This is a genomic window from Kitasatospora sp. NPDC054768, from assembly GCF_053612025.1.
In genome coordinates this window covers 105,148-130,666 of sequence record NZ_JBSHBN010000002.1, presented here as the reverse complement: position 1 = coordinate 130,666, position 25,519 = coordinate 105,148, and the positions used below count along the sequence as shown (strand labels likewise).

Here is a 25,519-nt window from a genome sequence, read left to right as displayed (position 1 = left end):
GCGTCCGGCCCCGGAACCGCGAGCTACGAAGCGCCGCCCAGGACCGCCCGCAGCCGCTCCGCCCGCTGCGGCCGGGGCCCCTCCAGCGCGAGCACCCCCGCCAGCACCTCGGCCGTCTGCGGGTCGTGCAGCGCCGTCGCCGCGGCCATCGCGGTGAACTGGTCCACCAGCCAGTCGCGCAGCTCCGTCACCGGCAGCGCGCGCCCCTCGTCCAGCCAGCTCAGCGACGCGCCCTCGACCACCGCGATCCACGAGCGCACCAGCAGCGTCAGCCGCGGCCCGGCCTCCCGCACGCCCAGGTGCCGCAGCGTGCGCCGCAGCGCCGCCCGCCGGACGTCGTCCACGATCGCCGAGGTGCGGGCCGTCTCCACCACCGAACCGCCGCGCAGCAGCGCCGAGTAGCCCGCGTCGTGCTCGGCCACGAAGGCGAAGTAGCCGTCCAGCACCGCCGACAGCTGCTCGGACGGCGTCCCGCGCAGCGGCACCGCGAAGCGGCTGGTCAGCTCGTCCGCCGCGGTGCGCAGCGCGGCCTCGTACAACTGCTGCTTGCCGCCCGCGAAGTAGCGGTACACCAGTGGGCGGGAGGCCTCGGCGGCCTCGGCGACGTCGTCGAGGCTCACCTCCTCGGGTGGCCGGGAGGCGAACAGCTCCAGGGCGACCGCGATCAGCTGCTCGCGTCGCTGCTGGACCGGCAGCCGTCGGTAGCCGGTGCGGCGCGGACGCGGCTCGGACGCGGCCGGGACGGGCGCCTGACCTGCCGAGGTGGGGCTGGCTTCCATGGCGGCCAAGCGTAATGGGCGTCGGGCCGATCCGATCCTGTCGCGCCGAACGGATTTTCGCAGGCGAACCCCACTCGCAAAGGGGTTGCAAAGCGGCCGCACCACGAAATGATGTCGGAATGCGTGAAGAACTGATCACCGCCGACGGCGCCACCCCTCGCCGCATCGCCGACGACCACGTCCGCGAACTGGCCGAGCTCGACCCGCTGACCGCGGTGTACCTCGGCCTCAACCTCGATGACGACCGGCTGCCCGACCTCTCCCCGGCCGGCCCCGAGGCCCTGGCCGACCTCGCCCGCCGCACCCTGGCGAAGCTCGACGAGGCCGAGCGGGCCGGCGCGGCCGAGGACGAGGCCGAGCGCCGCTGCGCCCGGCTGCTGCGCGAGCGGCTGTCCGCCGAACTCGCCGTCCACGAGGCCGGGGAGAGTTTCCGCTCGCTGCGCAACCTCGGCTCCCCGGTGCACGACCTGCGGGAGTCCTTCACCCTGATGGGGACCGACACCGAGGCCGAGTGGCAGGTGGTCGGCCGCCGCATGGCGAGGATCCCGGTGGCGTTCGAGCAGTACCGGCGGACGCTGGCCGAGGGCGTCGAGCGCGGCCTGCTGTCCGGCCCGCGCCAGGTGACCACGGTGCTCGGGCAGTTCGCCGAGTGGCTGGGCGAGGACACGCCGGCCGACGAGCGGGTGCCCGGTGCCTGGTTCGGCCAGTTCGTCCAGGGGGCGCCGGAGGCCCTGCGGCCCGAGCTGTCGAAGCACGCGGTGGCCGCCGCCGAGGCGCTGGCCGAGCTGCGCGACTGGCTGCGCGACGTGTACGGCCCGGCCGCGGCCGGTGCTCCGGACACCGCGGGCCGGGAGCGCTACGTCCGCTGGGTGCGCTACTGGACCGGTGCCGACCTGGACCTGGACGAGGCCTACGCCTGGGCGTGGAGCGAGTTCCACGACCTGCTGGCGCAGATGGAGGTCGAGGCCGAGAAGGTCCTGCCGGGCGCGGGCCCGCTGGCGGCGATGCAGTGGCTGGAGACCGACGGCCCGGCCATCGAGGGCGCCGAGGCCACCCGGGAGTACCTCCAGGGCCTGATGGACCAGGCCGTCCGGGACCTCCAGGGCACCCACTTCGACCTGGCCGAGCCGGTCACCCGGGTCGAGTCGAGGATCGCCCCGGCCGGCAGCGCCGCCGCGCCGTACTACACCGCGCCCTCGCTGGACTTCAGCCGCCCCGGGCGGACCTGGTTGCCGCTGGTCGGCCGGGACCGCTTCCCGGTCTGGGACCTGGTCTCCACCTGGTACCACGAGGGCGTGCCGGGCCACCACCTCCAGCTCGCGCAGTGGAACTACGTCGCCGACCGGCTCTCCACCTACCAGGTGAGCCTCGGCGGGGTGAGCGCCAACCTGGAGGGCTGGGCGCTGTACGCCGAGCGCCTGATGGACGAGCTCGGCTACCTGACCGACCCGGGCCACCGCCTGGGTTACCTCAACGCGCAGATGATGCGCGCGCTGCGGGTCATCGTCGACATCGGCATGCACGTGGGCCTGGACTTCCCGGCGGACTCCCCGTACAAGCCGGGCGAGCCGGTCGCCCCGGAGAACGCCCGGGAGTTCTTCGGCCTGTACTGCGGCCTGTCCGCCGACTTCCTGGACAGCGAGCTGGTCCGCTACCTGGGTCTGCCCGGCCAGGCGATCGGCTACAAGCTCGGCGAGCGCGCCTGGCTGCGCGGACGGGCGGCGGCGAAGGCGGCGCACGAGGCGCGCGGCGAGGAGTTCGACCTCAAGGCCTGGCACATGGCGGCGCTCTCGCAGGGCTCGCTGGGCCTGGACGACCTGGTCGAGGAGCTCTCGGCGCTCTGACGGCCGTGCTCCGTCGAGCGCGCGTCGGGCACGGCGCGGCGCCGGCGGTGGCCGCGGGGCCGGGAACCGGGCCCCCGGGACTCGGTCCGGAGTCCCGGGGGCCTGGTTCTTTTGTCCCCCAAGTCCGATTTGGTGAGGTTTTTCCTTGCCATCCGTCCGGAGCGGAGTTTGGCTGGAAGGCGACTGCGTGACCTCTCCGCCCCACTCCGGAAGGCTCGATCAGTGACTTCGCAAACCGTCACCGGTCATGAGGACGCGGATCGCCGCCGCTGGTGGGCGCTGGCCGTCATCGCCACCGCCCAGCTCATGATCGTGCTCGACATCACCATCGTGAACATCGCACTGCCGTCCGCCCAGCGGGACCTGGGCATCTCGGACGCCGACCGGCAGTGGGTGATCACCGCCTACACGCTCGCCTTCGGCGGTCTGCTGCTGCTCGGCGGCCGGCTGGGCGACCTCTTCGGCCGCAAGCGCGTCTTCACCGTCGGTCTGCTGGGCTTCGCCCTCGCCTCCGCCCTCGGCGGCGCGGCGGTCGGCCCGGCCATGCTCTTCGGCGCCCGTGCCCTGCAGGGGGCGTTCGGCGCCCTGCTCGCCCCCTCCGCGCTGGGGCTGCTCTCCACCACCTTCTCCGATCCACGGGAACGCAGTACGGCCTTCGGCATCTTCGGTGCGATCGCCGCCGGAGGCTCCGCGATCGGCTTCATCGCCGGCGGGCTGCTGACCGAGTACCTGAACTGGCGCTGGTGCCTGTTCGTCAACGTGCCGATCGCCGTCGTCACCGCCTTCGCGGCGTTCAACGTGCTGAAGCGCGACCACGTCGGGAAGGGCCGCCGGACGCCGCTGGACCTGCCCGGGGCACTGCTCGGCTGCGGCGGCCTGCTGGCGATCGTCTACGGCACCTCCGAGGCCGTGAGCCGGGGCTGGGGCGACGGCCTGGTGATCGGCTCGCTGGTCCTGGGCGTGGCGCTGCTCGCGGCCTTCGTGCTGGTCGAACGGCGCACCGCGCACCCGCTGCTGCCGCTGCACATCGTCGCCGACCGCAACCGCGGTGGTGGCGCGCTCTCGGTGGGCCTGGCGATGGTCGGCATGTTCGGCCTCTTCCTGTTCCTGACCTACTACCTGCAGGCCATCAAGCACTTCTCGCCGATCATGTCCGGCCTGTCCTTCCTGCCCATGACGGCCGCCATCGTGCTGAGTTCGACGGGCGTCGCGGCCCGGCTGATGACCAGGGTGCCGTCCCGGAACCTGATCGGCCCGGGGCTGCTGCTCGCCGCGGCCGGGATGGCCTGGCTGACCCAGATGCGGGTGGACAGCGCGTGGGCCGGCATGGTGCTGCCCGCCGAGCTGCTGCTCGGCTTCGGCATGGGCCTGGTGTTCATGCCGGCGATGAGCCTGGCCACCCTCGGGGTCGCCCCGAACGAGACCGGCGCGGCCTCGGCCACCATCAACTCGGCCCAGCAGGTGGGCGGCTCGGTCGGCACGGCGCTGCTGAACACGATCGCGGCGAGTGCCACCGCGAGCTTCCTGGCCACCCGGATCGCCTCCGACCCGGCGGTGCGGGCCGAGGGCGCGGTGCACGGCTACGTGGTCGCGACCTGGGTGGCGACGGGCGTCCTGCTGGCGGCCGCGCTGGTCGCGGTGCTGATGATCAACCACCGGCCGGCGCCCGGTGAGGCCACCGCCGTCGAGGGCGGCGTCTCCGGGGCGGAGGCGCCGGCTGCGGCCGTACCGGCCGGGGACGGTCGTCCGACGGACCTGCGGGCGGCGGCCGCGGCCGATGTCAGGGCCAACGTCCGCCCCGCGGGCGAGGGGCGGGCGGAGGCCGGGGTGGAGACCGGAGCGGAGCGGCCGTCGATCGATTGAAATTTGCAGCAAGGTCTTGCAGTCAACCTCCGGCGCCTGCTTGACTCCTGGCCACCGTCCAGGGATCAAGGAGGCGCCGCCGTGCTGTCCGAGAACGTGCCGCCCGAGAACGTGCCGTCCGGGGCCGCGCAGCCCGAGTTCGACCTGCTCGTCGTCGGTGGCGCCGGCGTGGACACCATCGTCCGGGTCGAGCGGCTGGAAGTCCCGCCCGGCGACTCGCAGCTCGTCGAACCGGTGCGGGACTACGTCGGTCACACCGGCAACGGCGTCGCCCTCGGCGCCCACCACCTCGGCCTGCGCACCGCGTTCATCGACTTCCTCGGCGACGACGCCCAGGGCGACCTGATCCGCGCCCACTACGCGCGCCACGGCCTGCACTTCGCGCACCTGGTGAGCCCGCACGGCACCCCGCGCGGGGTCAACCTGGTGGACGCGGCCGGCCGCCGGTTCTCCTTCTTCGACGCCCGCCACCCCGCCGACCTGCGGCTGCCGCGCGACCTCTACCTGCCGTACGCCGAGCGCAGCCGGCACGTCCACCTGTCCATCACCGGCGTCAACCGGGACATGTACGGCGACCTCCACCGCCTCGGCCGCACCACGTCCACCGACCTGCACGACTGGGACGGCGTCGACCCGTACCGCCGTGCGTACGCGCTCGGCTCCGACCTGGTCTTCCTCTCCGCGGCCGGCTGCCCCGGCCGGCACGAGGAGGTGATGCGCGCGATCCTCGCCGAGGGGCGCGCGCGGGTGGTCGTCGCCACCGCCGGCGCCGAGGGCTGCCACCTGCTCACCCGGGACGACCCCGCGCCGCGCCACCTGCCGGCCGTCGACCCGGGCCGCCCGGTGGTGGACAGCAACGGCGCCGGGGACGCCTTCGTGTCGGGCTTCCTGTACGCCTGGTTCCAGGGCCGTTCGCCGCTGGACTGCGCCCGGGCCGGTACGGTGGCCGGGGCCTTCGCCTGCACCGCCGCCGGGACCCACACCGCCTTCGTCGGAGCCGCCGAACTGGATGCGGTGCTCGCCGGTCCGTGACGCCGGGGGGTGCGGCCGGGTGGCGGGTTTCTCATCGAGCTCCAAGGAGCCGGTCACGCCCCTACCAGGCTGAGGCGGCATAGTCGTTGACCGAACGCCGCCCCCGATCGCCCCGGCAGGAGAAACAGGCATGGGCAAGCACAGCCGCCAGAGGTCGCGCCGCCGCAGACTCCTGGCCCCGTCCCTGTTCACCGTGCTGTCCGCGGTGGCGGTCGCCGCCCTGCTGAGCGGGACGCACGGGCTGGACCTGTCGGACGCGACGGCCGCCGGGAAGGCGGCCCGCAGCACCCGTGCCGCCGCCGCGCCCGCCCCGGCCACCGATCCGGCGGCGGCCACCCAGGTCGCGGCCCCCGCGTCCTCCGCGCCCGCGCCCGCGACCCCGACCGCCGCCCCGCCGCCGGTCGACCCGTCCACCGCGGCCGCCACCTCCGCCGCCCCCGCCGCCTCCGACGTCGCCCTCGGCACCACCGGCCCGGCCCCGGCCGGCGACCGTGAAGCCGGGACCGTCGGTGCGCTGTTCGGCGGCGCGTTGGCGGCCGGCAACCACTTCTGCACCGCCAGCGTGTTGCACAGCGCCACCGCCAACCTGCTGCTGACCGCCGCGCACTGCCTCAGCAGCACCGACGGCGTCACCTTCGCCCCCGGCTACCGCGACGGCTCCGCCCCGTACGGCACCTGGCAGGTGACCGCGATCCACACCACCGCCGGCTGGGCCCGGAAGGGCGACGTGGACGAGGACTTCGCGATCCTGGAGACGGCCCCCAGCAACGGCCGCAACGTCGAGGACGTGGTCGGCGGCAACCGGCTGGGCGCCGACGAGCCGTTCGACGCCACCGTCCGGCTCTACGGCTACCCCGCCGACTCCGAGACGCCCCTGCTGTGCACCAACAGCACCGGGCAGCAGAGCGCCTACCAGCGGGTGGTGCACTGCCCGGCCTACCCGTCCGGCACCAGCGGCGGCCCCTGGATCAACACGGCCACCGGCGACGTGATCGGCGCGATCGGCGGCTATCAGCAGGGCGGCGACACCGACGACATCTCCTACAGCGCCTACTTCGACCACGCCATCGCGGACCTGTACGCCCAGGCGGAGGCGGCCGCCTCCTGAGCCCGTCGGGCCCGGTTCCGCGCCGGGCCCGGTCCGGCCCCGTCCGGCCCCACCGGGCCCGGAACACGACAAAGGCCCAGATCGTGGATCAACTCCACTGATCTGGGCCCTGATTACACTCTCGCCATCACTGCGTGAGTGCCCCCGGTAGGATTCGAACCTACGCACCCGCCTCCGGAGGGCGGTGCTCTATCCCCTGAGCTACGGGGGCCTGTTGGCCTGTCGGTTGCTCGCGCTTCCGACGTGGAGAACACTACCAGGCTTCGGACGCGGCCCGTGCACGGGTTTCCCCGAAGATCGTCGCGGCGGCCCGGCGGGCGGGGGAGCGGAAGTGCCCAAAGGCCGGACGGGGCGGCGGGGCCGCCGATACCCTCGGTGAGGTGTCGGGAGTGTCCGGGCGGGTCCTCGTGGTGGACGACAGCGAGGTGATCCGCCAGCTGATCAGGGTCAACCTGGAGCTCGAAGGCTTCGAGGTGGTGACCGCCGCCGACGGCGCCGAGTGCCTGGAGGTCATCCGCCGGGTGCAGCCGGACGTGGTGACGCTGGACGTGGTGATGCCGCGGCTTGACGGCCTGCGGACGGCGGCCCGGCTGCGCGCGACCCCGGACACCAGCCGGCTGCCGATCGCGATCGTGAGCGCCTGCACCCCGGCGGACCTCGACCTGGGGGAGACGGTCGGGGTGGACGGCTACCTCGGCAAGCCCTTCGATCCGGCCGACCTGGTGGACCTGGTGCGACGTCTGATGCGGCTCACCGGGCACCCCGGCGGGCCGCCCGGCGAAGAGGCCGGCGAGGAGGACGGCGAGCAGGCCGGCGACAGGGCCGGTGAAGCCGCCGCCGCAGTTCGCCCTGAGCGAACAGGGCGCACCGATCGCGGCTGAGACCCCGTAACGACGGCACCCCGGCGTCTCAACCGGTAAACCGAGTGGCGGGCGGGCACCCCGTCTCGCCTACGCTTGGCGTCGTGACCCCCGCAGACCTTTCCCAGGCAATCCAGGCCGCAGTGAGCTCCGCCGTCGAGGCGGGCGAGCTGGCCGTCGCCGTGCCCGAGCACGTGACGGTCGACCGGCCCAAGAACCGGGACCACGGCGACTACGCGACGAACGTGGCCCTCCAGCTCGCCAAGGCGGCCGGCAAGCCGCCGCGAGCCGTTGCCGAGCTGCTGGTCGAGCGACTGCGAGGGATCACCGGCGTCGCCAAGGTCGACATCGCCGGTCCGGGCTTCCTGAACATCACCCTGGACACCGCCACCGCCGGTGCGCTGGCGCGCACCATCGTCGAGGCGGGCGAGGCCTACGGCCGCAACGACGCCCTCGGCGGCCTGAAGATCAACCTGGAGTTCGTCTCCGCCAACCCGACCGGCCCGATCCACATCGGCGGCGTCCGCTGGGCCGCCGTCGGCGACTCGCTGGCGCGCGTGCTGCGGGCCTCCGGCGCCGACGTCACCACCGAGTACTACCTCAACGACGCCGGTGTGCAGATCACCAAGTTCGCCGCCTCGCTGCAGGCCGCCGCGAACGGCCGCGAGGTGCCCGAGGGCGGGTACGTCGGCGAGTACATCGTCGACATCGCCAAGGCGCTCACCGACGCGGTCCCGGGCGTGCTCGACCTGCCCGAGGACGAGCAGCTGCAGGTCTTCCGCACCGAGGGCCTCAAGCTCATGGTGTCCGAGATCCAGCGCTCGATGGACGAGTTCGGCACCCACTTCGACGTGTGGTTCTCGGAGAAGACGCTGCACGACTCCGGCGCGGTCGAGAAGGCCATCGACCGGCTGCGCGAGCAGGGCCACGTCTTCGAGCAGGACGGCGCGGTCTTCCTGCGCACCACCGACTTCGGTGACGACAAGGACCGCGTCCTGATCAAGGCCGACGGCGACAAGACCTACTTCGCCGCCGACGCCGCGTACTACCTGTCCAAGCGGGACCGCGGCGCCGAGGTCGCGCTCTACATGCTGGGCGCCGACCATCACGGCTACGTCAACCGCCTCAAGGCCATCTCGGCCTGCGCGGGCGACGACATGAACCACAACATCGAGGTGAAGATCGGCCAGTTCGTGAAGATGCTTCGCGACGGCGAAGAGGTCCGCATGTCCAAGCGGGCCGGCAACATCATCACGATCGACGACGTGGTCGAGTGGATCGGCGTGGACGCCGCCCGTTACACCCTGGCGCGCTCCTCCACGGACTCGACGATCACGCTGGACATCAACCTGCTGACCAGCCAGACCAACGAGAACCCGGTCTTCTACGTCCAGTACGCGCACACCCGGATGTGCGGCGTGGCGCGCAAGGCCGCCGAGCTGGGCGTGGACAAGGGCACGGTCGAGCAGTTCAAGCCCGAGCTGCTCGCCACCGAATGGGAGTCCGACGTGCTCGGCCACCTCGCGGAGTTCCCGCGGGTGCTGGCCACGGCCGGCGAGCTGCGCGAGCCGCACCGGGTCGCCGTGTACCTGGAGAAGCTCGCGGGCAAATACCACCGCCTGTACGAGAACTGCATGTTCCTGCCCAAGGGCGACGAGGAGCTCAACGACACGCACCGCGCCCGCCTCTGGCTGGTCGAGGCGACGCGCACCGTGCTCGCCAACGGCCTCACGCTCCTGGGCGTGACGGCGCCCGAGCGGATGTAGGCACCACCCCCAAGCGCACAGCGGGGGCGGCTGACGGTCAACGGGGACCGTCGCCGCCCCTCGCCATAGGTCTCGAAGGATCTACGAAGATGAGCCGCTCCGCACACCCGGCAGGCCCCCGCCACGGCGACGTCCTGCCCGAGGGCCACTACCAGGCCCCGCCCGCCGACCTGAACGCGCTCGACCCCAAGGTCTGGTCGCGCACCGTCGCCCGCGACGCCGAGGGCGTGGCCACCGTCGGCGGCGTCGACGTCAAGCGGCTGGCCGCCGAGTTCGGCACCCCCGCCTACGTGCTGGACGAGGAGGACTTCCGCTCCCGGGCGCGCGCCTGGCGGGACGCCTTCGGCACCGAGGCGGACGTCTACTACGCCGGCAAGGCGTTCCTCTCCAAGGCCGTCGTGCGCTGGCTGCACGAGGAGGGCCTCAACCTCGACGTGTGCAGCGCGGGCGAGCTGGCGGTCGCGCTGGCCGCCGGGATGCCGCCGCGGCGGATCGCGCTGCACGGCAACAACAAGTCGGCGGACGAGCTCGAACACGCGGTGAGGACCGGCGTCGGGCACATCGTGGTCGACTCCTACGACGAGATCGAGCGCCTGGCCGCGATCGCCGCCCGCCAGGGCGTGCGCCAGCAGGTGCTGATCCGGATCACCGTCGGCGTCGAGGCGCACACCCACGAGTTCATCGCCACCGCGCACGAGGACCAGAAGTTCGGCCTGTCCCTCACCGGGGGCGCGGCCGCCGAGGCGGTGCGCCGGGCGCTCGGCCACGACAGCCTGGAGCTGCGCGGCATCCACTCGCACATCGGCTCGCAGATCTTCGACATGGCCGGCTTCGAGGTGGCCGCCCGCCGGGTGGTCGGCCTGCTGGCCGGGATCCGCGACGAGCACGGCGTCGAGCTGCCCGAGATCGACCTCGGCGGCGGCCTCGGCATCGCGTACACCAGCGAGGACGACCCGCGCGAGCCGGCCGAGATCGCGGCCGCGCTGGCCGACATCGTCCGCCGCGAGTGCGCCGCCGCGAACCTGGACACCCCCCGGCTGAGCGTGGAGCCGGGCCGGGCGATCGTGGGCCCGACGGCGTTCACGCTGTACGAGGTCGGCACCGTCAAGCCGCTGGAGGGCCTGCGCACCTACGTCAGCGTGGACGGCGGGATGTCCGACAACATCCGCACCGCGCTGTACGACGCCGAGTACTCGGTGGCCCTGGTGTCGCGCACCAGCGACGCCGAGCCGATGCTGGTGCGGGTGGTCGGCAAGCACTGCGAGTCCGGCGACATCGTTGTCCGGGACGCCTTCCTGCCGGCCGACCTGACCGCCGGCGACCTGATCGCGGTGCCCGCCACCGGCGCCTACTGCCGTTCGATGGCGAGCAATTACAACCACGCCCTCAAGCCCCCCGTGCTCGCCGTCAAGGACGGTGCGGCGCGGGTGATCGTCCGGCGCGAGACGGAGGAGGATCTCCTGCGTCTGGATATCGGATGACGAAATCCTTGTCTCAGATCATGGAACGACCGTAGATCCGTACGGAAAGTCCCGGAGACTGGTACGGACCGAAGTTCCCGGCGGTCCAGGAAAACCCGCCGGAAATTACCGAAGCTGATGAATGCAGAGCGGAGTCGGATGATGCGTACGCGCCCGCTGAAGGTGGCGTTGCTGGGTTGTGGTGTGGTGGGCTCCGAGGTGGCGCGCATCATGACGACGACGGCCGACGACCTCGCCGCTCGCATCGGTGCTCCGGTCGAGCTGGCCGGGATCGCGGTCCGCCGCGCCGGGCGGACCCGCCCGGGCGTCCCCGAGCACCTGATCACCACCGACGCCGAGGCCCTGGTCAACCGGGGCGACATCGACGTGGTGGTCGAGGTGGTGGGCGGCATCGAGCCGTCCAAATCGCTGATCCTGTCCGCCTTCGGGCAGGGCGCCTCGGTGGTCAGCGCCAACAAGGCGCTGCTCGCCAAGGACGGCACCGAGCTGCACGCCGCGGCCGCCGCGGCCGGGGTGGACCTGTACTACGAGGCCGCGGTGGCGGGCGCGATCCCGCTGCTGCGTCCGCTGCGCGAGTCCCTCGCGGGTGACAAGGTCAACCGGGTGCTGGGCATCGTCAACGGCACCACCAACTTCATCCTCGACAAGATGGACACCACCGGCGCCGGTTATTCGGAGGCGCTGGAGGAGGCCACCGCGCTGGGCTACGCCGAGGCCGACCCGACGGCCGACGTCGAGGGCTTCGACGCCGCCGCCAAGGCCGCGATCCTGGCCGGCATCGCCTTCCACACCAAGGTCACCGCGGCGGACGTCTACCGCGAGGGCATCACCGAGGTGACCGCGGCCGACATCGCCTCCGCCAAGGAGATGGGCTGCGTGGTCAAGCTGCTCGCGATCTGCGAGCGGGCCGCGGACGGCGAGTCCGTCACCGCGCGCGTCCACCCGGCGATGATCCCGCTGTCGCACCCGCTGGCCTCCGTCCGCGAGGCGTACAACGCGGTGTTCGTCGAGGCCGAGGCGGCCGGCCGGCTGATGTTCTACGGCCCGGGCGCGGGCGGTTCGCCGACCGCCTCCGCGGTGCTCGGCGACCTGGTCGCGGTCTGCCGCAACAAGCTGGCCGGCGCCACCGGTCCCGGTGACTCGGTGTACACCCGGCTGCCGGCCAAGCCGATGGACGAGGTGGTCACCCGCTACCACGTCAGCCTGGACGTGGACGACCGCGCGGGCGTGCTCGCGCAGGTCGCGTCCGTCTTCGCCGAGCACGGCGTGTCCATCGACACCGTGCGCCAGCAGGGCCGCGACGGCGACGCCTCGCTCGTCGTGGTCACCCACCGTGCCACCGACGCCGCGCTGTCGGCGACGGTCGACAAGCTCCGCGCGCTGGACAGCGTGCGGGACGTGGCCAGCATCATGAGGGTCGAAGGGGAATAAGGAACCAGCCATGAACGCCGTTGCCGAGAACGTCGTCCGAGGCGCGCACACCCACCAGTGGCGCGGCCTGATCGAGGAGTACCGGGACCGCCTGCCGGTCACCGCGGCCACCCCGGTGGTCACCCTGCTGGAGGGCGGCACGCCCCTGGTCCCCGCCCAGGTGCTCTCCGAGCGCACGGGCTGCGAGGTCTACCTCAAGGTCGAGGGCGCCAACCCGACCGGTTCCTTCAAGGACCGCGGGATGACGATGGCCATCTCCAAGGCCAAGGAGGAGGGCGCGCAGGCGGTCATCTGCGCGTCCACCGGCAACACCTCGGCCTCCGCCGCCGCGTACGCGGTGCGGGCCGGGATGGTCTGCGCGGTGCTCGTCCCGCAGGGCAAGATCGCCCTCGGCAAGATGGGCCAGGCGCTGGTGCACGGCGCCAGGATCCTGCAGGTCGACGGGAACTTCGACGACTGCCTCACCCTCGCGCGCGAACTGTCCGAGAAGTACCCGGTGGCGCTGGTCAACTCGGTCAACCCGGTGCGGATCGAGGGCCAGAAGACCGCGGCCTTCGAGATCGTCGACATGCTCGGCGACGCCCCGGACATCCACGTCCTGCCGGTCGGCAACGCGGGCAACATCACCGCGTACTGGAAGGGCTACCGCGAGTACGCCGCGGACGGCCTCGCCACCCGCACCCCGCGGATGTGGGGCTTCCAGGCCTCCGGCTCGGCCCCGATCGTGGACGGCGCGCCGGTGCTCAAGCCGCAGACCATCGCCACCGCGATCCGGATCGGCAACCCGGCCTCCTGGGACTTCGCGCTCGCCGCGCGGGACGAGTCCGGCGGCCTCATCGACAAGGTGACGGACCGTCAGATCCTGTCCGCCTACCGGCTGTTGGCCTCGCAGGAGGGCGTCTTCGTGGAGCCGGCCTCGGCCGCCTCGGTGGCCGGTCTGCTGGCCAAGGCGGAGGCCGGCCTGGTCGACCCGGGCCAGCGGATCGTCTGCACCGTGACCGGCAACGGCCTGAAGGACCCGGACTGGGCGGTGGCCGGCGCGCCGCAGCCGCAGATCGTCCCGATCGACCCGGAGGCGGCCGCCCGCAGCCTCGGACTGCTCGACCGGTAACGGGCGCCGGCACGTCGACGGGCCGACCCTTTCGGGGGTCGGCCCGTCGGAGTTCTCGACTGACACTTTTGTGTCAATTGGGCTGCGCATTGCGATCCGTTTCCAGCCCTCCCTCTGACGGAGGGGGGTGTGCATTCCGGCCAGAACCGGCAACACACCAGATCGAAGGCCCACGGGGTGTACCGCTGGGGAACCTCTCTTCGATACTCTGGCCTCGGCCGTGCGGCACATGCCCCGGGCCCGGCGGGTCCGGGCCGAGCCGACCGTCGCGACCGCCCGCCCCCCGAGGGGCCGCGGTCCGTTCCCCACCCTCGCACCGACGACGCGCTCCGCGCCGCCCGATTTCCCCAGGAGAGTCCACCGCATGGCCGGTCCTGCGTTCCGTGCCGCCGCCGTCCGGGTCAGGGTTCCCGCGACCAGCGCCAACCTCGGCCCGGGCTTCGACGCCTTCGGGCTCGCGCTGGGTCTCTACGACGACGTCGTCGTCCGGGTCGCCGACTCCGGCCTCTCCGTCGACATCGCCGGTGAGGGCTCCGACACGCTGCCGCGCGACGAGCGCCACCTGCTGGTCCGCTCGATGCGCGCCGCCTTCGACCGGCTCGGCGGCCAGCCGCGGGGCCTCGAAGTGGTCTGCGCCAACCGGATACCGCACGGCCGCGGCCTCGGCTCCTCCTCGGCCGCCATCTGCGCCGGCATCGTCGCCGCCCGCGCCGTGACCATCGGCGGCCCGTCCGCGCTGGACGACGACGCGCTGCTGGCCCTCGCCTCCGAGCTGGAGGGCCACCCGGACAACGTCGCGGCCTGCCTGCGCGGCAACTTCACCATCGCCTGGACCGACGAGGAGTCGGCCAAGGCGGTCGCGCTGGAGCCGTCCGAGCAGGTCGTCCCGGTGGTGTTCGTACCGGCCGGCGAAGTGCTCACCGAGACCGCGCGCGGGCTGCTGCCGAGGACCGTCCCGCTGGCCGACGCGGCCGTCAACGCCGGCCGCTCCGCACTGCTGGTGGAGGCGCTGACCAGGCGCCCCGAGCTGCTCCTCGCCGCCACCGAGGACCGGCTGCACCAGGACTACCGCGCCTCCGCGATGCCGGACAGCGCCGCCCTGGTCGGCGCGCTGCGCGCCGAGGGCGTCCCCGCGGTCATCTCCGGGGCCGGCCCGACCGTCCTGGCGCTGACCGACGAGGCGGGCGCCGACAAGGTGCTCTCCTTCGCCGGGCACCACGGCCACGGCGGCGACCCGGCGTTCGCCGCGCACCGGCTGGACGTCGACCGCACCGGGGCCGTCGTGCTCCCGCTGGACGTCTGAGCAGCCCGAACGGGCCGCTCGGGACCCGGCGCCGGCACCCTGCCGAGCCGGGTCCGGCGGACACGATTGGCAAGCGCAAGGCTGGGGAATGTCTGAGGGGGTCGGTAGTGTTAACCTCATTGCTGCACCAGGTGCCCTCCGGGGCTAGGTGCGCCGCGTCCCGATCCCAGCACTCCACGGCAGTGGAGTCCCGGCGATGCACGGGGCGACGATTCTCCGGGAGCCCACCGCAGCGCGTACGCAGCCTGCCTGCGCGACACGCGGCCGCATCCCGAAGCCGTGACGGCACCTGACTCCCACCCGCGGCCTCCCACCTTGAGGCCAGGACGGGCGGAGCGCGGGCCACCGTCACGCGACGGGGGCCCGGGATTCGCAGGGAGCGTGGGGGTTACGCCCTCAGGGGAGGTCGACACACGACCGGCCCACGCGCCACTCAGCACCACCGTGCTTCAAGCACCGCACCTCGTACGTAGCTCTCCCTCGACGGGCTCCCGCCATTCGAGGGATCACCGCCTCGGACCGACGCAGTCGAGCGTTGGTCAGGACAGCACAACCGGTCGCCGAGCCAGACAGGCCGACGTCCGCTCCAGGGAAGGACCCTTAGTGAGCGACTCCACCGATCTGATGGGCGCGCGCCCGGACGCCGAGGCGTCGGACGCAGCCGCCGCCCCCGCTGCCCCGGCCCGGCGCCGCCGCAGCGCCGCCGCGGGCCTGGACGGCATGGTCCTGGCCGAGCTGCAGAAGCTCGCCGCGGACCTTGGCATCACCGGTACCGGACGCATGCGCAAGAGCCAGCTGATCGAGACCATCAAGGAGAAGAGCGGCGGGGACCCGCTGCTCGCCGCCGGTGGCGCCGCCCCGGCCGCCAAGCGCACCGCCGCCAAGGCGGACGCCGAGGCCCCGGCCGAGAAGCCGGCCCGCCGTACCAAGGCCGCCGCCAAGACGGCCGAGGCTCCGGCCGCCGCCGAGCCGCAGGCCCAGATCGAGATCCCGGTCCAGGCCGCCGCCGAGACCGCCGCGCCCGCCCGTACCGAGCGCACCCGCCGCCGGGCCACCTCGGCGGCCGGCGCGCCCACCGCCCCGGTCGCGGAGGCCCCGGCCGAGGCCGCCACCGTCGCGGTCGCCGAGCCGAAGCAGGCCGAGGCCCGCCCGGCCGAGACCCGCGGCTTCGAGGGCCGTGAGGACGGCCGTGAGAGCCGTCGCGACCGCCGTGAGCGGCGTGAGCGCCGCGAGGGCGGCGAGCGCACCGAGCGTACGGAGCGCACCGAGCGTCAGGAGGCCGGCGAGGCCCAGGACGCCGACAGCCGCGAGTCGCGCCGCGACCGCCGCAACCGCCGCGAGCGCACCGACCGCACCGACCGCACCGACCGCCAGTCCCAGCAGGGCGGCGGCCAGCAGCAGGGCGGCCAGGCCGACCAGCAGGGCCGCCAGACCCAGCAGGCCCAGCAGCCGCAGATCCAGCAGGGCGGCTACGAGGACGACGAGTTCGGCGATGGCCGCCGTGGCCGGCGCGGGCGCTACCGCGACCGCCGTGGCCGTCGCGGCCGCGACGGCTTCGAGGCCGGCCCCGCCGAGCCGCAGATCGGCGAGGACGACGTCCTGATCCCGGTCGCGGGCATCCTCGACATCCTCGACAACTACGCGTTCGTGCGCACCTCCGGCTACCTGCCGGGCCAGAACGACGTCTACGTCTCGCTCGCCCAGGTCCGCAAGAACGGCCTGCGCAAGGGCGACGCCATCACCGGCGCAGTGCGCCAGCCCAAGGACGGCGAGCGCCGCGAGAAGTTCAACGCCATGGTGCGGCTGGACTCCGTCAACGGCATGGACCCGGAGAGCGGCCGCGGCCGCCCCGAGTTCAACAAGCTCACCCCGCTCTACCCGCAGGAGCGGCTGCGCCTGGAGACCGACCCGGGTGTGCTGACCACCCGGATCATCGACCTGGTGTCGCCGATCGGCAAGGGCCAGCGCGGTCTGATCGTCGCGCCGCCGAAGACCGGCAAGACCATGGTGCTCCAGGCGGTCGCCAACGCGATCACCCACAACAACCCCGAGTGCCACCTGATGGTCGTCCTGGTCGACGAGCGTCCGGAAGAGGTCACCGACATGCAGCGGTCGGTGAAGGGCGAGGTCATCTCCTCGACCTTCGACCGCCCGGCCGAGGACCACACCACCGTCGCCGAGCTGGCCATCGAGCGCGCCAAGCGCCTGGTCGAGCTGGGCCACGACGTGGTCATCCTGCTGGACTCGATCACCCGTCTCGGCCGCGCCTACAACCTGGCCGCGCCGGCCTCCGGCCGCATCCTGTCCGGTGGTGTCGACTCGACCGCGCTGTACCCGCCGAAGAAGTTCTTCGGTGCCGCGCGCAACATCGAGAACGGCGGCTCGCTGACCATCCTGGCCACCGCGCTGGTCGAGACCGGCTCGCGCATGGACGAGGTGATCTTCGAGGAGTTCAAGGGCACCGGCAACATGGAGCTCAAGCTCGACCGGAAGCTCTCGGACAAGCGCATCTTCCCGGCCGTCGACGTGGACGCCTCCAGCACCCGCAAGGAGGAGATCCTGCTCGGCAGCGAGGAGTTGGCCATCGTCTGGAAGCTGCGCCGGGTGCTGCACGCGCTCGACTCGCAGCAGGCGATCGAGCTGCTCCTGGACAAGATGAAGCAGACCAAGAGCAACGCCGAGTTCCTGATGCAGATCGCCAAGACCACCCCCGGCTCCAACGACTGACCGTAGCCGGACGGTTGTCCGAGCACGGAACCCCGGATCGCGCGAGCGGTCCGGGGTTCCGTGCGTCCGGCCCGGTTTGTTCCAGAGTCGGGACAACTTGAGGGCGTTTGGATCATGTTGTCCGATTTACTCTGGACCGTATGGCCGAACACAAGAGGGTTCCAGGGCGCCGCCGCAGAGTCCTGCGGACGGCCGCCTGCGCGTTCGTCGCGCTCGTCGTCCTCGGCGCCGGCGCGGCCCTCTTCGCCTGGTTCAGGCTCAACGGCAACATCAAGAGCGTCGACATCGACGCCCGGCTCGGCGACGCCCGGCCGCCGGCCGCCACCGACGGCTCCTTCAACATCCTGGTGCTCGGCTCCGACTCGCGCGGCGGCGACAACGGCTCGATCGCGGGCGGGGACACCGGCGACACCGCCCGCTCGGACACCGCGATGGTGGTGCACATCAACCAGGACCACTCCCGCGCCCAGGTCGTCTCGATCCCGCGCGACACCCTGGTCACCCGCCCCGACTGCACCGACCCGAGCGGCCGGACCGTGCCCGGCGCCAAGCGCGCGATGTACAACAGCGCCTTCGAGAGCGGCGGCGCGGTCTGCGCCGTCAGGACCACCGAGCAGCTCACCGGGCTGCGGATGGACCACTACCTGCAGATCGACTTCGCCGGCTTCGCCCGGGTCGTGGACGCGATGGGCGGGGCCACCGTGACCACCGCGGTGGCCATCCACGACCAGGACAGCGGGCTCGACCTGCCGCCCGGCGAGCACCACCTGGACGGTCGGCAGGCGCTGGCCTTCGTGCGCACCCGGCACGGCGTCGGCGACGGCAGCGACCTCGGCCGGATCGAGCTCCAGAAGCAGATGGTGAAGTCGCTGCTGCAGCAGGTCGGGGGGAACGGGATGCTCACCAACCCGGTCAAGCTGTGGTCGATCGGCGACACCGTGACCAGGAGCATCACCACCGACTCCGCGCTCGGCTCGGTGAACTCGCTGGTCGGGCTCGCCCAGGAGCTCAAGGGGATAGGCCCGGACCAGCTGAGCATGGTCACCCTGCCGGTGGAGACGGCGCCCAGCGACCCGAACCGGGTGGTCGAGCAGCAGCCGCAGGCCGGGCAGGTCTGGGGGACGCTCAAGGCCGACCAGGCGTTCCCGCCGGCGGTCGTCTCCGCGCAGCCGGAGAACCCCGCCCAGGCGGCTCCCACGGCCGCCCCCTCGGCGGCCCCCTCGACGGCCGCACGGGGCACCGGGAAGGCCACCCCGAAGGCCGGAACGGCGCACTGAGGGGCGCCCGGAATATCCCGGAACGCGACCCGGTTTGGGAAGATGCGGCCGGTCCTGGCAGACTGGTCCGTCGGTCCCGGTTCACGTGCGGCGCTCCAGCCGCCGACCCGGTGCCCTCCCGAAACCTAGGAGAACCCCTTGAAGTCCAACGTTCACCCCGAGTACGTGGTCACCCGTGTGACCTGCACCTGCGGTGCCGAGTTCACCACCCGCTCGACCGAGACCAGTGGCGAGATCCGCGCCGAGGTCTGCTCGCAGTGCCACCCGTTCTACACCGGCAAGCAGAAGATCCTCGACACCGGTGGCCGCGTGGCCCGCTTCGAGGCCCGCTTCGGCAAGCAGCACAGCGCGAAGGCCTAGCGCTCCCTCGGCGCCGGTTCCCGGTGCCCCCGTACTCGTTGTCGGGGGCGCTGGGGGCCGGCGCCGTTCGCGTCCCCCCGCGAGTTCCCCACCCCCCACACGTTTCCGAGTCCCCGGGAAGAAGGCCACCCCATGTTCGAGGCAGTCGAAGAGCTCCTCGTCGAGCACGCCGACCTCGAAACGAGGCTGGCCGACCCGTCCGTCCACGCCGACCAGAACAACGCCCGCAAGCTGGCCAAGCGGTACGCCGAGCTGACCCCGATCACCCGGGTCTACCGGCAGTGGCGGCAGGCCGGCGAGGACATCGAGGCCGCGCGCGAACTCGCCGCCGAGGAACCGGAGTTCCTCGCCGAGGTGAAGGACTCCGAGGCACGCCGGGACGAGCTCACCGAGGAGCTGCGGCTGCTGCTGGTGCCGCGCGACCCGAGCGACGACAAGGACGTCATCCTGGAGATCAAGGCGGGCGAGGGCGGCGAGGAGTCCGCGCTGTTCGCCGGCGACCTGCTCCGGATGTACCTGCGCTTCGCGGAGCGGGTCGGCTGGAAGACCGAGCTCATCGACTCCAACGAGTCCGACCTCGGCGGCTACAAGGACGTCTCGGTGGCCGTGAAGACCAAGGGCAGCACCGAGCCCGGCCAGGGCGTCTGGGCCCGGCTGAAGTACGAGGGCGGCGTGCACCGCGTGCAGCGCGTCCCCGCCACCGAGTCGCAGGGCCGCATCCACACCTCCGCGGCGGGCGTGCTGGTCACCCCCGAGGCGGAGGAGGTCGAGGTCGAGATCGTCGCCAACGACCTGCGGATCGACGTCTACCGCTCCTCCGGCCCCGGCGGCCAGTCGGTCAACACCACCGACTCCGCGGTCCGGATCACCCACCTGCCGACCGGTATCGTGGCGTCCTGCCAGAACGAGAAGAGCCAGCTCCAGAACAAGGAGCAGGCGATGCGCATCCTGCGTTCGCGGCTGCTGGCCGCCGCGCAGGAGGAGGCCGAGCGGGAGGCCTCGGACGCGCGCCGCAGCCAGGTCCGCACCGTGGACCGCTCCGAGCGGATCCGCACGTACAACTACCCCGAGAACCGCATCTCGGACCACCGCACCGGATTCAAGGCGTACAACCTGGACCAGGTCCTGGACGGCGACCTGAACGCGGTGATCCAGTCCTGCGTCGACAAGGACGCGGCGGCCAAGCTCGCCGCGGCCCAAGAGAACTGAGACCGGCGCGCCCCAGCCCGCGTTTCGCCCGGAGCCGGAGAAACAAGAGGTCGTACGGATGAACCTGCTGCTCGCCGAGGTGGCCCAGGCCACCCAGCGGTTGGCCGCGGCCGGCGTGCCGTCGCCGCGCTTCGACGCGGAGGAGCTCGCCGCCTACGTCCACAACGTCAAGCGCAGCCAGCTGCACACGGTGAAGGACGGCGACTTCGACGCCCGCTACTGGGAGGCCGTCTCCCGCCGCGAGGCACGCGAGCCGCTCCAGCACATCACCGGGCGGGCGTTCTTCCGCTACCTCGAACTGGAGGTCGGCCCCGGGGTGTTCGTGCCCCGGCCGGAGACCGAGACGGTCGTCGAGTGGGCGATAGACGCGGTGCGCGACATGGACGTGGCCGAGCCGCTGGTGGTGGACCTGTGCTCCGGCTCCGGCGCGATCGCCCTCGCCCTGGCCCAGGAGCTGCCGCGCTCGACCGTGCACGCCTTCGAACTGGACGAGGGCGCGCTGGAGTACACCCGGCGCAACATCGAGGCCAGCCCGGACCGCGCCCGGGTCACCCTGCACGCCGGTGACGCCACCAGGGCCTTCGAGGACGACCGCTCCTGGGACGGCCGCTTCGACCTGGTCATCTCCAACCCGCCGTACATCCCGCTCACCGAGTGGGAGTACGTCGCGCCGGAGGCCCGCGACCACGACCCGCAGATGTCGCTGTTCTCCGGCGAGGACGGCCTGGACACCATCCGGGGCATCGAGCGGGTCGCGGCCCGACTGCTGCGCCCGGGCGGCGCGGTGGTCATCGAGCACGCCGACCAGCAGGGCGGCCAGGTGCCGTGGATCTTCAACGAGGAACACGGCTGGACGGACACCGCCGACCACCGCGACCTGAACAACCGGCCGCGCTTCACGACCGCCCGGAGGGTCGGGTCGTGAACAGTCGGGCGCAGTACGACCGCCCGGAGGGTCGGGTCGTGAACAGTCGGGCGCAGTACGACCGCCCGGAGGGTCGGGTCGTGAACACCAAGCGCTGCACGACAGCGCGCAAGGCCGCGCTGTGACCACAGTGGCGGCCGTAGTGACTGCCATGAGCCACTCCGGAAGGGGACCGCACCGATGAGCCGCCGCTACGACTGTGCCGATGCCGGGGACCGCGCCACCGGTCTGCGCGAGGCCGCCTCGGCCGTCCGCCGCGGCGAACTCGTCGTGCTGCCCACCGACACCCTGTACGGGGTCGGTGCGGACGCCTTCTCCCCGGAGGCCGTCGCCGAGCTGATGGCCGCCCGGGGCCGGGGCCGCAACACGCCCTCGCCGGTGCTGGTCGGCTCGCCGACCACCCTGCACGGCCTGGTCACCGACTTCTCCGAGCAGGCCTGGGAGTTGGTCGACGCCTTCTGGCCCGGCGGGCTCACCCTGGTCGCCCGGCACCAGCCCTCGCTGCGCTGGGACCTCGGCGACACCCGCGGCACCGTCGCGGTCCGGATGCCGCTGCACCCGGTCGCCATCGAGTTGCTGAACGCCACCGGCCCGCTGGCCGTCTCCAGCGCCAACCGGATCGGCGGGACGCCCCCGCTGACCTGCGACGAGGCCCAGGCCCAGCTCGGCGACGCGATCTCGGTCTACCTGGACGGCGGGGCGGCCGAGGACTCCGCCACCTCGTCGATCGTCGACGTCACGGGCAAGGTCCCGGTCCTGCTGCGGGCCGGTGCGATCAGTGTCGAGCAGCTGAGGGAGGTCGTCCCCGACCTGGAGGCCGGCAGTTGACGCCCACCGCCTCGCTCCACGCCGGGCCGGGCATAGCGCCGTACCTGAGCGTGGGCCCCAGGCCGCTGGACCACTTCCGGATCCTGTTCGTCTGCACCGGGAACATCTGCCGCTCGCCGATCGCCGAGCGGCTGACCCGGCGTGAGCTGGACACCCGGCTGAGCCCCCGGGTGGCCGGGCGGATCCTGGTCGAGAGCGCCGGCACCTGGGGCCACGAGGGCGCGCCGATGGAGGACCACGCCGCGACCGTGCTCGACGAGTACGGCGCCGACAGCGGGGGCTTCACCGGCCGCGAGCTGCTGGACGAGCACGTGGTCGAGGCCGACCTGGTGCTCACCGCGACGCTGGACCACCGCGCCCAGGTGATCTCGATGGGTCACGAGGCGGGGCTGCGCACCTTCACGCTGAAGGAGTTCACCCGCCTGGTGCGGACGATAGACCCGGGCACCCTGCCGGACCCCCGGCGCGGCGCCGACGTCACCGAGCGGGCCCGCGCGCTGGTCCGGGCGGCCGCCGCGCTGCGCGGCTGGCTGCTGGCCGCCACCCCGGAGTCGGACGAGCTGGACGACCCGTACGGGGCGCCGATCGGCATGTTCCGCAACTGCGGCGAGGAGATATTCCACGCGGTCGACCCGGTGGTCACCGCGCTCACCGGCGTCCCCGCGCCGCGCTGACGGCCCGCGGGCGGGCGCCGAGGCGCTGAATGGGGCCGTCCGGCCGTGGCTCGGCGGGCCGGGCGCGGTCGGCGGTCCTACGCTGGGTGACACAGTCCCCGCAGCGCCCGGGAGCCCCGCCATGACCGTCACCGATGCCGCGACCGACCCCACCACGACGACCGGGCGCCCCTGGGCGTCCGAGGCGCTGCACCGGGCCGATCCGCAGCTGGCCGACCTGCTGGCCGCGGAGGCCGAGCGGCGCGCCGAAACGATCCAGCTGCTGGCGGGGGAGAACCTGACCACCCCCGCCGTCCTGGCGGCGCTCACCGGCCCGCTGATCGACAAGTACGCCGAGGGCTACCCGGGCCGCCGGCACCACACCGGCTGCGCGCTGGCGGACGCCGCCGAGCTGCTGGCGATCGACCGGGCCCGTGAGCTGTTCGCCGCCCCGCACGCCAACGTCCAGCCGCGGTCGGCGACTTCGGCGATGCTGGCGGCGTACGCGGCGCTGCTGCGGCCCGGCGACGGAGTGCTGGCGATGTCGCTGGAGCACGGCGGCCACCTCAGCTGCGGCTCGCGCGCCAACTTCTCCGGGCGCTGGTTCGCCTTCACCGGTTACGGCGTGCGCGAGAGCGACGGGCTGATCGACCTCGACCAGGTCCGCGACCTGGCCCGGGAGCACCGCCCCAAGGCCATCGTGGCGGGCTCGATCTCGCACCCCCGGCACCCGGACTGGGCGGCGTTCCGGGAGATCGCCGACGAGGTGGACGCCTATCTGATCGCCTCCGCCGCGCAGACCACCGGGCTGATCGCGGCCGGGGTGGCGCCCTCCCCGGTGCCGTACGCGGACGTGACCGTGGCGGCCACCCACAAGCTCCTGCGCGGTCCGCGCGGCGGGCTGCTGCTGTGCACCGCGGAGCTGGCCGAGCGGATCGACCGGGCGGTGTTCCCGTTCAGCCAGGGCGGTGCGGCGATGAACGAGGTGGCCGGCAAGGCGGTGGCCCTCGCGGAGGCCTCCGGGCCCGCGTACCGGGCGTACGCGCAGCGGGCGGTGTCCGGGGCGCGGGCGCTCGCCGGCGGGCTCGCGGAGGCCGGGATGCGCCCGCTGACGGGCGGCACCGACACCCATCTGGTGACCGCCGACGTGAGCCCGCTCGGGGTGACCGGAGCGGAGGCCGAGCGGCGCTGCGCGGCGGCCGGGCTGCTGCTCGGCAAGTGCGCGCTGCCGTACGACCCGGCGCCGGCCGCCGAGGCCTCCGGCATCCGGCTGGGCACGGGCACGGTGACCAGCCAGGGGATGGGGGAGCCCGAGCTGACGGAGATCGCCGGGCTGATCGCGCGGGTGCTCGCCGGGGGCGCGGTCGCCCCCGCCGCGGCGCGGGTCCGGGAGCTGGCGCTGGCCTTCGCCGACCGTGGCTGACGGAGGTTCTCCGCGGGTATCCGGATCTCCTACCCGGGAGGGCGAACCGCGATGCACGGTCCCGGCGTCCGACTCAATAAGGTGTGTGCCGTGGCGACGCACCTCGAACCCCGGGAAGGCAGGGGAGTACCTTCGGTACTTCCCCGTTCGACAGTGATGCAGGAGGCCAGTGGTGCGTGAGTATCTGCTGGTGCTGTTCTGCACCGCCGCCGTCACCTACCTGCTGACCGGCCCGGTCCGGAAGTTCGCCATCGCGGCCGGCGCCATGCCGCCGGTGCGCGCCCGCGACGTGCACCGCGAGCCCACGCCGCGGCTCGGCGGCATCGCGATGTTCGGCGGACTGTGCGCGGGCATCCTGGTCGCCTCCCAGCTCGACAACCTGAGCAAGGTGTTCTCGCAGGGCACCGACATCCGCGCGCTGCTGTCCGGCGCCGGGATCATGTTCCTGCTCGGGGTCCTCGACGACAAGTGGGGCGTGGACGCGCTGGTGAAGCTCGGCGGCCAGATGATCGCCGCCGGCGTGATGGTCTGGCAGGGCGTCACGGTGATCACCCTCCCGGTGCCCGGTGTCGGCCCGGTCGCGGTCAGCCCGACCCAGGGCATGGTCATCTCGGTCACCCTGGTCGTCGTCATGGTGAACGCGGTGAACTTCATCGACGGCCTGGACGGCCTGGCCGGCGGCATGGTCTGCATCGCCGCGATGGCCTTCTTCCTGTACAGCTACCGGCTCTGGTACGGCTACACGATCACCGACGCGGCCCCCGCCGTGCTGTTCAGCGTGCTGCTGATCGGCATGTGCCTGGGCTTCCTGGCGCACAACATGCACCCCGCGCGGATCTTCATGGGCGACTCCGGCTCGATGATGCTGGGCCTGATGCTGGCCGTCGCCGCGATCTCGATCACCGGCCGGGTCGACCCGGACCTGATCAGCAACGAGACCGGTTCGCAGACCGCCGCCGTGCACGCCCTGGTGCCGATCTACATCCCGCTGCTGCTGCCGCTGACGGTCATCGCGCTGCCGCTGGCCGACCTGCTGCTCGCGGTGGTGCGCCGCACCTGGGCCGGCCAGTCCCCGTTCGCCGCGGACAAGCGCCACCTCCACCACCGGCTGCTCCAGGTGGGTCACTCGCACAGCCGCGCCGTACTGATCATGTACTTCTGGGCCGCGCTGATCGCCTTCGGTTCGGTGGCCTTCTCGGTGACCAACACCGGCCGCACCGTCGTCCTGACGCTCGCCGGGCTCTGCCTGGTCGGCCTGGTGGTGCTGCTCACCCCGCGGTTCCGGCCGCGCGCCCCGCGGGCGGTGCAGTCCTTCGTCCCCCCGCGCTACCGGCGGCAGCAGAGCGGTCCGATGGCCGAACTGTCGGCGAAGGACAAGCAACTCCTCGGTGAAGCCGGCCGGGACTCCGGCGTGGGCTCCACCGCGGTCGACCCCCACCACAAGGCCACCGGCCGCCACTGACAAGGGAGTTGAGGGTCCATCGGATGGCGTTCACTCGAATGGCGGATCCGTTGCGCCGTTGGTGTGACAGGTGCCAC

Annotated in this window: 20 protein-coding genes and 1 tRNA gene; 19 read left to right on the top strand and 2 right to left on the bottom strand. The window is 72.8% G+C overall.

All coding sequences use genetic code 11. The annotated features are described in order from the left end of the window. Positions 1–23: 23 nt before the first annotated feature. Complete coding sequence (locus ACWGKU_RS01195; RefSeq protein WP_401044426.1) at positions 24–779, bottom strand: TetR/AcrR family transcriptional regulator; 756 nt, start codon at positions 777–779, stop codon at positions 24–26. Between the two features lie 119 nt (positions 780–898). Here ACWGKU_RS01195 and ACWGKU_RS01190 point away from each other — a divergent pair, with 119 nt between their 5' ends. The 4 genes from ACWGKU_RS01190 to ACWGKU_RS01175 all read left to right on the top strand — a co-directional run bounded on the left by ACWGKU_RS01190 (position 899) and on the right by ACWGKU_RS01175 (position 6,626). Further along, on the top strand, positions 899–2,623 hold the full coding sequence (locus ACWGKU_RS01190; RefSeq protein ID WP_401044424.1) for a DUF885 domain-containing protein: 1,725 nt from the start codon (positions 899–901) through the stop codon (positions 2,621–2,623). A gap of 222 nt (positions 2,624–2,845) precedes the next feature. Beyond that, positions 2,846–4,486, top strand: coding sequence for an MFS transporter (locus ACWGKU_RS01185; RefSeq protein ID WP_452177030.1), 1,641 nt, complete (start codon positions 2,846–2,848; stop codon positions 4,484–4,486). Between the two features lie 81 nt (positions 4,487–4,567). Further along, entirely contained in the window at positions 4,568–5,518 is a 951-nt protein-coding gene (locus ACWGKU_RS01180) for a carbohydrate kinase family protein (RefSeq protein WP_401054780.1), read from the top strand. Between the two features lie 130 nt (positions 5,519–5,648). Beyond that, a complete protein-coding gene (locus ACWGKU_RS01175; protein ID WP_452177029.1) occupies positions 5,649–6,626 on the top strand; it encodes a trypsin-like serine peptidase in 978 nt (325 codons plus the stop codon). Between the two features lie 139 nt (positions 6,627–6,765). Here the strand turns inward: ACWGKU_RS01175 and ACWGKU_RS01170 are convergent. Beyond that, positions 6,766–6,837 (bottom strand) — tRNA-Arg (locus ACWGKU_RS01170). A gap of 178 nt (positions 6,838–7,015) precedes the next feature. On the opposite strand from ACWGKU_RS01170, the gene ACWGKU_RS01165 reads away from it, so the two are divergent. The 15 genes from ACWGKU_RS01165 (at position 7,016) to ACWGKU_RS01095 (ending at position 25,442) form a co-directional block, all read left to right on the top strand. Next, positions 7,016–7,507: a response regulator gene (locus ACWGKU_RS01165; protein WP_452177036.1), complete on the top strand. Its 492-nt coding sequence runs from the start codon at positions 7,016–7,018 to the stop codon at positions 7,505–7,507. 83 nt (positions 7,508–7,590) lie between these two features. Beyond that, positions 7,591–9,252 (top strand): arginine--tRNA ligase, encoded by a 1,662-nt coding sequence (argS, locus tag ACWGKU_RS01160; RefSeq protein WP_401051481.1) that lies wholly within the window; start codon positions 7,591–7,593, stop codon positions 9,250–9,252. Between the two features lie 89 nt (positions 9,253–9,341). Next, positions 9,342–10,733 carry a diaminopimelate decarboxylase gene (gene lysA, locus ACWGKU_RS01155; protein WP_452177028.1) on the top strand — a complete coding sequence of 464 codons (1,392 nt, stop codon included), beginning with the start codon at positions 9,342–9,344 and terminating at the stop codon, positions 10,731–10,733. Between the two features lie 138 nt (positions 10,734–10,871). Further along, the gene (locus ACWGKU_RS01150) at positions 10,872–12,164 is read left to right on the top strand and encodes a homoserine dehydrogenase (protein ID WP_401051477.1); all 1,293 of its coding nucleotides are present in this window, start codon (positions 10,872–10,874) and stop codon (positions 12,162–12,164) included. Between the two features lie 10 nt (positions 12,165–12,174). Next, positions 12,175–13,275 carry a threonine synthase gene (thrC, locus tag ACWGKU_RS01145; RefSeq protein ID WP_452177027.1) on the top strand — a complete coding sequence of 367 codons (1,101 nt, stop codon included), beginning with the start codon at positions 12,175–12,177 and terminating at the stop codon, positions 13,273–13,275. A gap of 364 nt (positions 13,276–13,639) precedes the next feature. Further along, the gene (gene thrB, locus ACWGKU_RS01140; RefSeq protein ID WP_359899979.1) at positions 13,640–14,578 is read left to right on the top strand and encodes a homoserine kinase; all 939 of its coding nucleotides are present in this window, start codon (positions 13,640–13,642) and stop codon (positions 14,576–14,578) included. Between the two features lie 603 nt (positions 14,579–15,181). Further along, on the top strand, positions 15,182–17,305 hold the full coding sequence (rho, locus tag ACWGKU_RS01135) for a transcription termination factor Rho (RefSeq protein ID WP_401054412.1): 2,124 nt from the start codon (positions 15,182–15,184) through the stop codon (positions 17,303–17,305). 140 nt (positions 17,306–17,445) lie between these two features. After that, positions 17,446–18,582 carry an LCP family protein gene (locus tag ACWGKU_RS01130; protein WP_452177026.1) on the top strand — a complete coding sequence of 379 codons (1,137 nt, stop codon included), beginning with the start codon at positions 17,446–17,448 and terminating at the stop codon, positions 18,580–18,582. A gap of 138 nt (positions 18,583–18,720) precedes the next feature. Continuing rightward, positions 18,721–18,942 carry a 50S ribosomal protein L31 gene (gene rpmE / locus ACWGKU_RS01125; RefSeq protein ID WP_030235761.1) on the top strand — a complete coding sequence of 74 codons (222 nt, stop codon included), beginning with the start codon at positions 18,721–18,723 and terminating at the stop codon, positions 18,940–18,942. 132 nt (positions 18,943–19,074) lie between these two features. Further along, positions 19,075–20,151 (top strand): peptide chain release factor 1, encoded by a 1,077-nt coding sequence (gene prfA, locus ACWGKU_RS01120; protein ID WP_387690898.1) that lies wholly within the window; start codon positions 19,075–19,077, stop codon positions 20,149–20,151. Between the two features lie 58 nt (positions 20,152–20,209). Further along, positions 20,210–21,076, top strand: coding sequence for a peptide chain release factor N(5)-glutamine methyltransferase (prmC, locus tag ACWGKU_RS01115; RefSeq protein WP_401049816.1), 867 nt, complete (start codon positions 20,210–20,212; stop codon positions 21,074–21,076). Between the two features lie 180 nt (positions 21,077–21,256). Next, positions 21,257–21,904: an L-threonylcarbamoyladenylate synthase gene (locus tag ACWGKU_RS01110; RefSeq protein ID WP_359899969.1), complete on the top strand. Its 648-nt coding sequence runs from the start codon at positions 21,257–21,259 to the stop codon at positions 21,902–21,904. Between the two features lie 32 nt (positions 21,905–21,936). Then, entirely contained in the window at positions 21,937–22,578 is a 642-nt protein-coding gene (locus tag ACWGKU_RS01105; protein ID WP_355252781.1) for an arsenate reductase/protein-tyrosine-phosphatase family protein, read from the top strand. Between the two features lie 121 nt (positions 22,579–22,699). Then, positions 22,700–23,980 carry a serine hydroxymethyltransferase gene (locus tag ACWGKU_RS01100; protein ID WP_401049819.1) on the top strand — a complete coding sequence of 427 codons (1,281 nt, stop codon included), beginning with the start codon at positions 22,700–22,702 and terminating at the stop codon, positions 23,978–23,980. A 172-nt stretch (positions 23,981–24,152) separates the two neighbouring features. Continuing rightward, positions 24,153–25,442, top strand: a complete 1,290-nt coding sequence (locus ACWGKU_RS01095; RefSeq protein ID WP_401049822.1) for an MraY family glycosyltransferase — start codon at positions 24,153–24,155, stop codon at positions 25,440–25,442. Positions 25,443–25,519 lie beyond the last annotated feature (77 nt).

What these genes read in the sequence shown, in the direction of transcription:
- ACWGKU_RS01195 (WP_401044426.1), bottom strand. Translation starts at nt 779, where the DNA reads ATGGAAGCCAGCCCCACCTCGGCAGGTCAGGCGCCCGTCCCGGCCGCG.
- ACWGKU_RS01190 (WP_401044424.1), top strand. Translation starts at nt 899, where the DNA reads ATGCGTGAAGAACTGATCACCGCCGACGGCGCCACCCCTCGCCGCATC.
- ACWGKU_RS01175 (WP_452177029.1), top strand. Translation starts at nt 5,649, where the DNA reads ATGGGCAAGCACAGCCGCCAGAGGTCGCGCCGCCGCAGACTCCTGGCC.
- lysA (WP_452177028.1), top strand. Translation starts at nt 9,342, where the DNA reads ATGAGCCGCTCCGCACACCCGGCAGGCCCCCGCCACGGCGACGTCCTG.
- ACWGKU_RS01150 (WP_401051477.1), top strand. Translation starts at nt 10,872, where the DNA reads ATGATGCGTACGCGCCCGCTGAAGGTGGCGTTGCTGGGTTGTGGTGTG.
- thrC (WP_452177027.1), top strand. Translation starts at nt 12,175, where the DNA reads ATGAACGCCGTTGCCGAGAACGTCGTCCGAGGCGCGCACACCCACCAG.
- thrB (WP_359899979.1), top strand. Translation starts at nt 13,640, where the DNA reads ATGGCCGGTCCTGCGTTCCGTGCCGCCGCCGTCCGGGTCAGGGTTCCC.
- ACWGKU_RS01130 (WP_452177026.1), top strand. Translation starts at nt 17,446, where the DNA reads ATGGCCGAACACAAGAGGGTTCCAGGGCGCCGCCGCAGAGTCCTGCGG.
- prfA (WP_387690898.1), top strand. Translation starts at nt 19,075, where the DNA reads ATGTTCGAGGCAGTCGAAGAGCTCCTCGTCGAGCACGCCGACCTCGAA.
- prmC (WP_401049816.1), top strand. Translation starts at nt 20,210, where the DNA reads ATGAACCTGCTGCTCGCCGAGGTGGCCCAGGCCACCCAGCGGTTGGCC.
- ACWGKU_RS01110 (WP_359899969.1), top strand. Translation starts at nt 21,257, where the DNA reads ATGAGCCGCCGCTACGACTGTGCCGATGCCGGGGACCGCGCCACCGGT.
- ACWGKU_RS01100 (WP_401049819.1), top strand. Translation starts at nt 22,700, where the DNA reads ATGACCGTCACCGATGCCGCGACCGACCCCACCACGACGACCGGGCGC.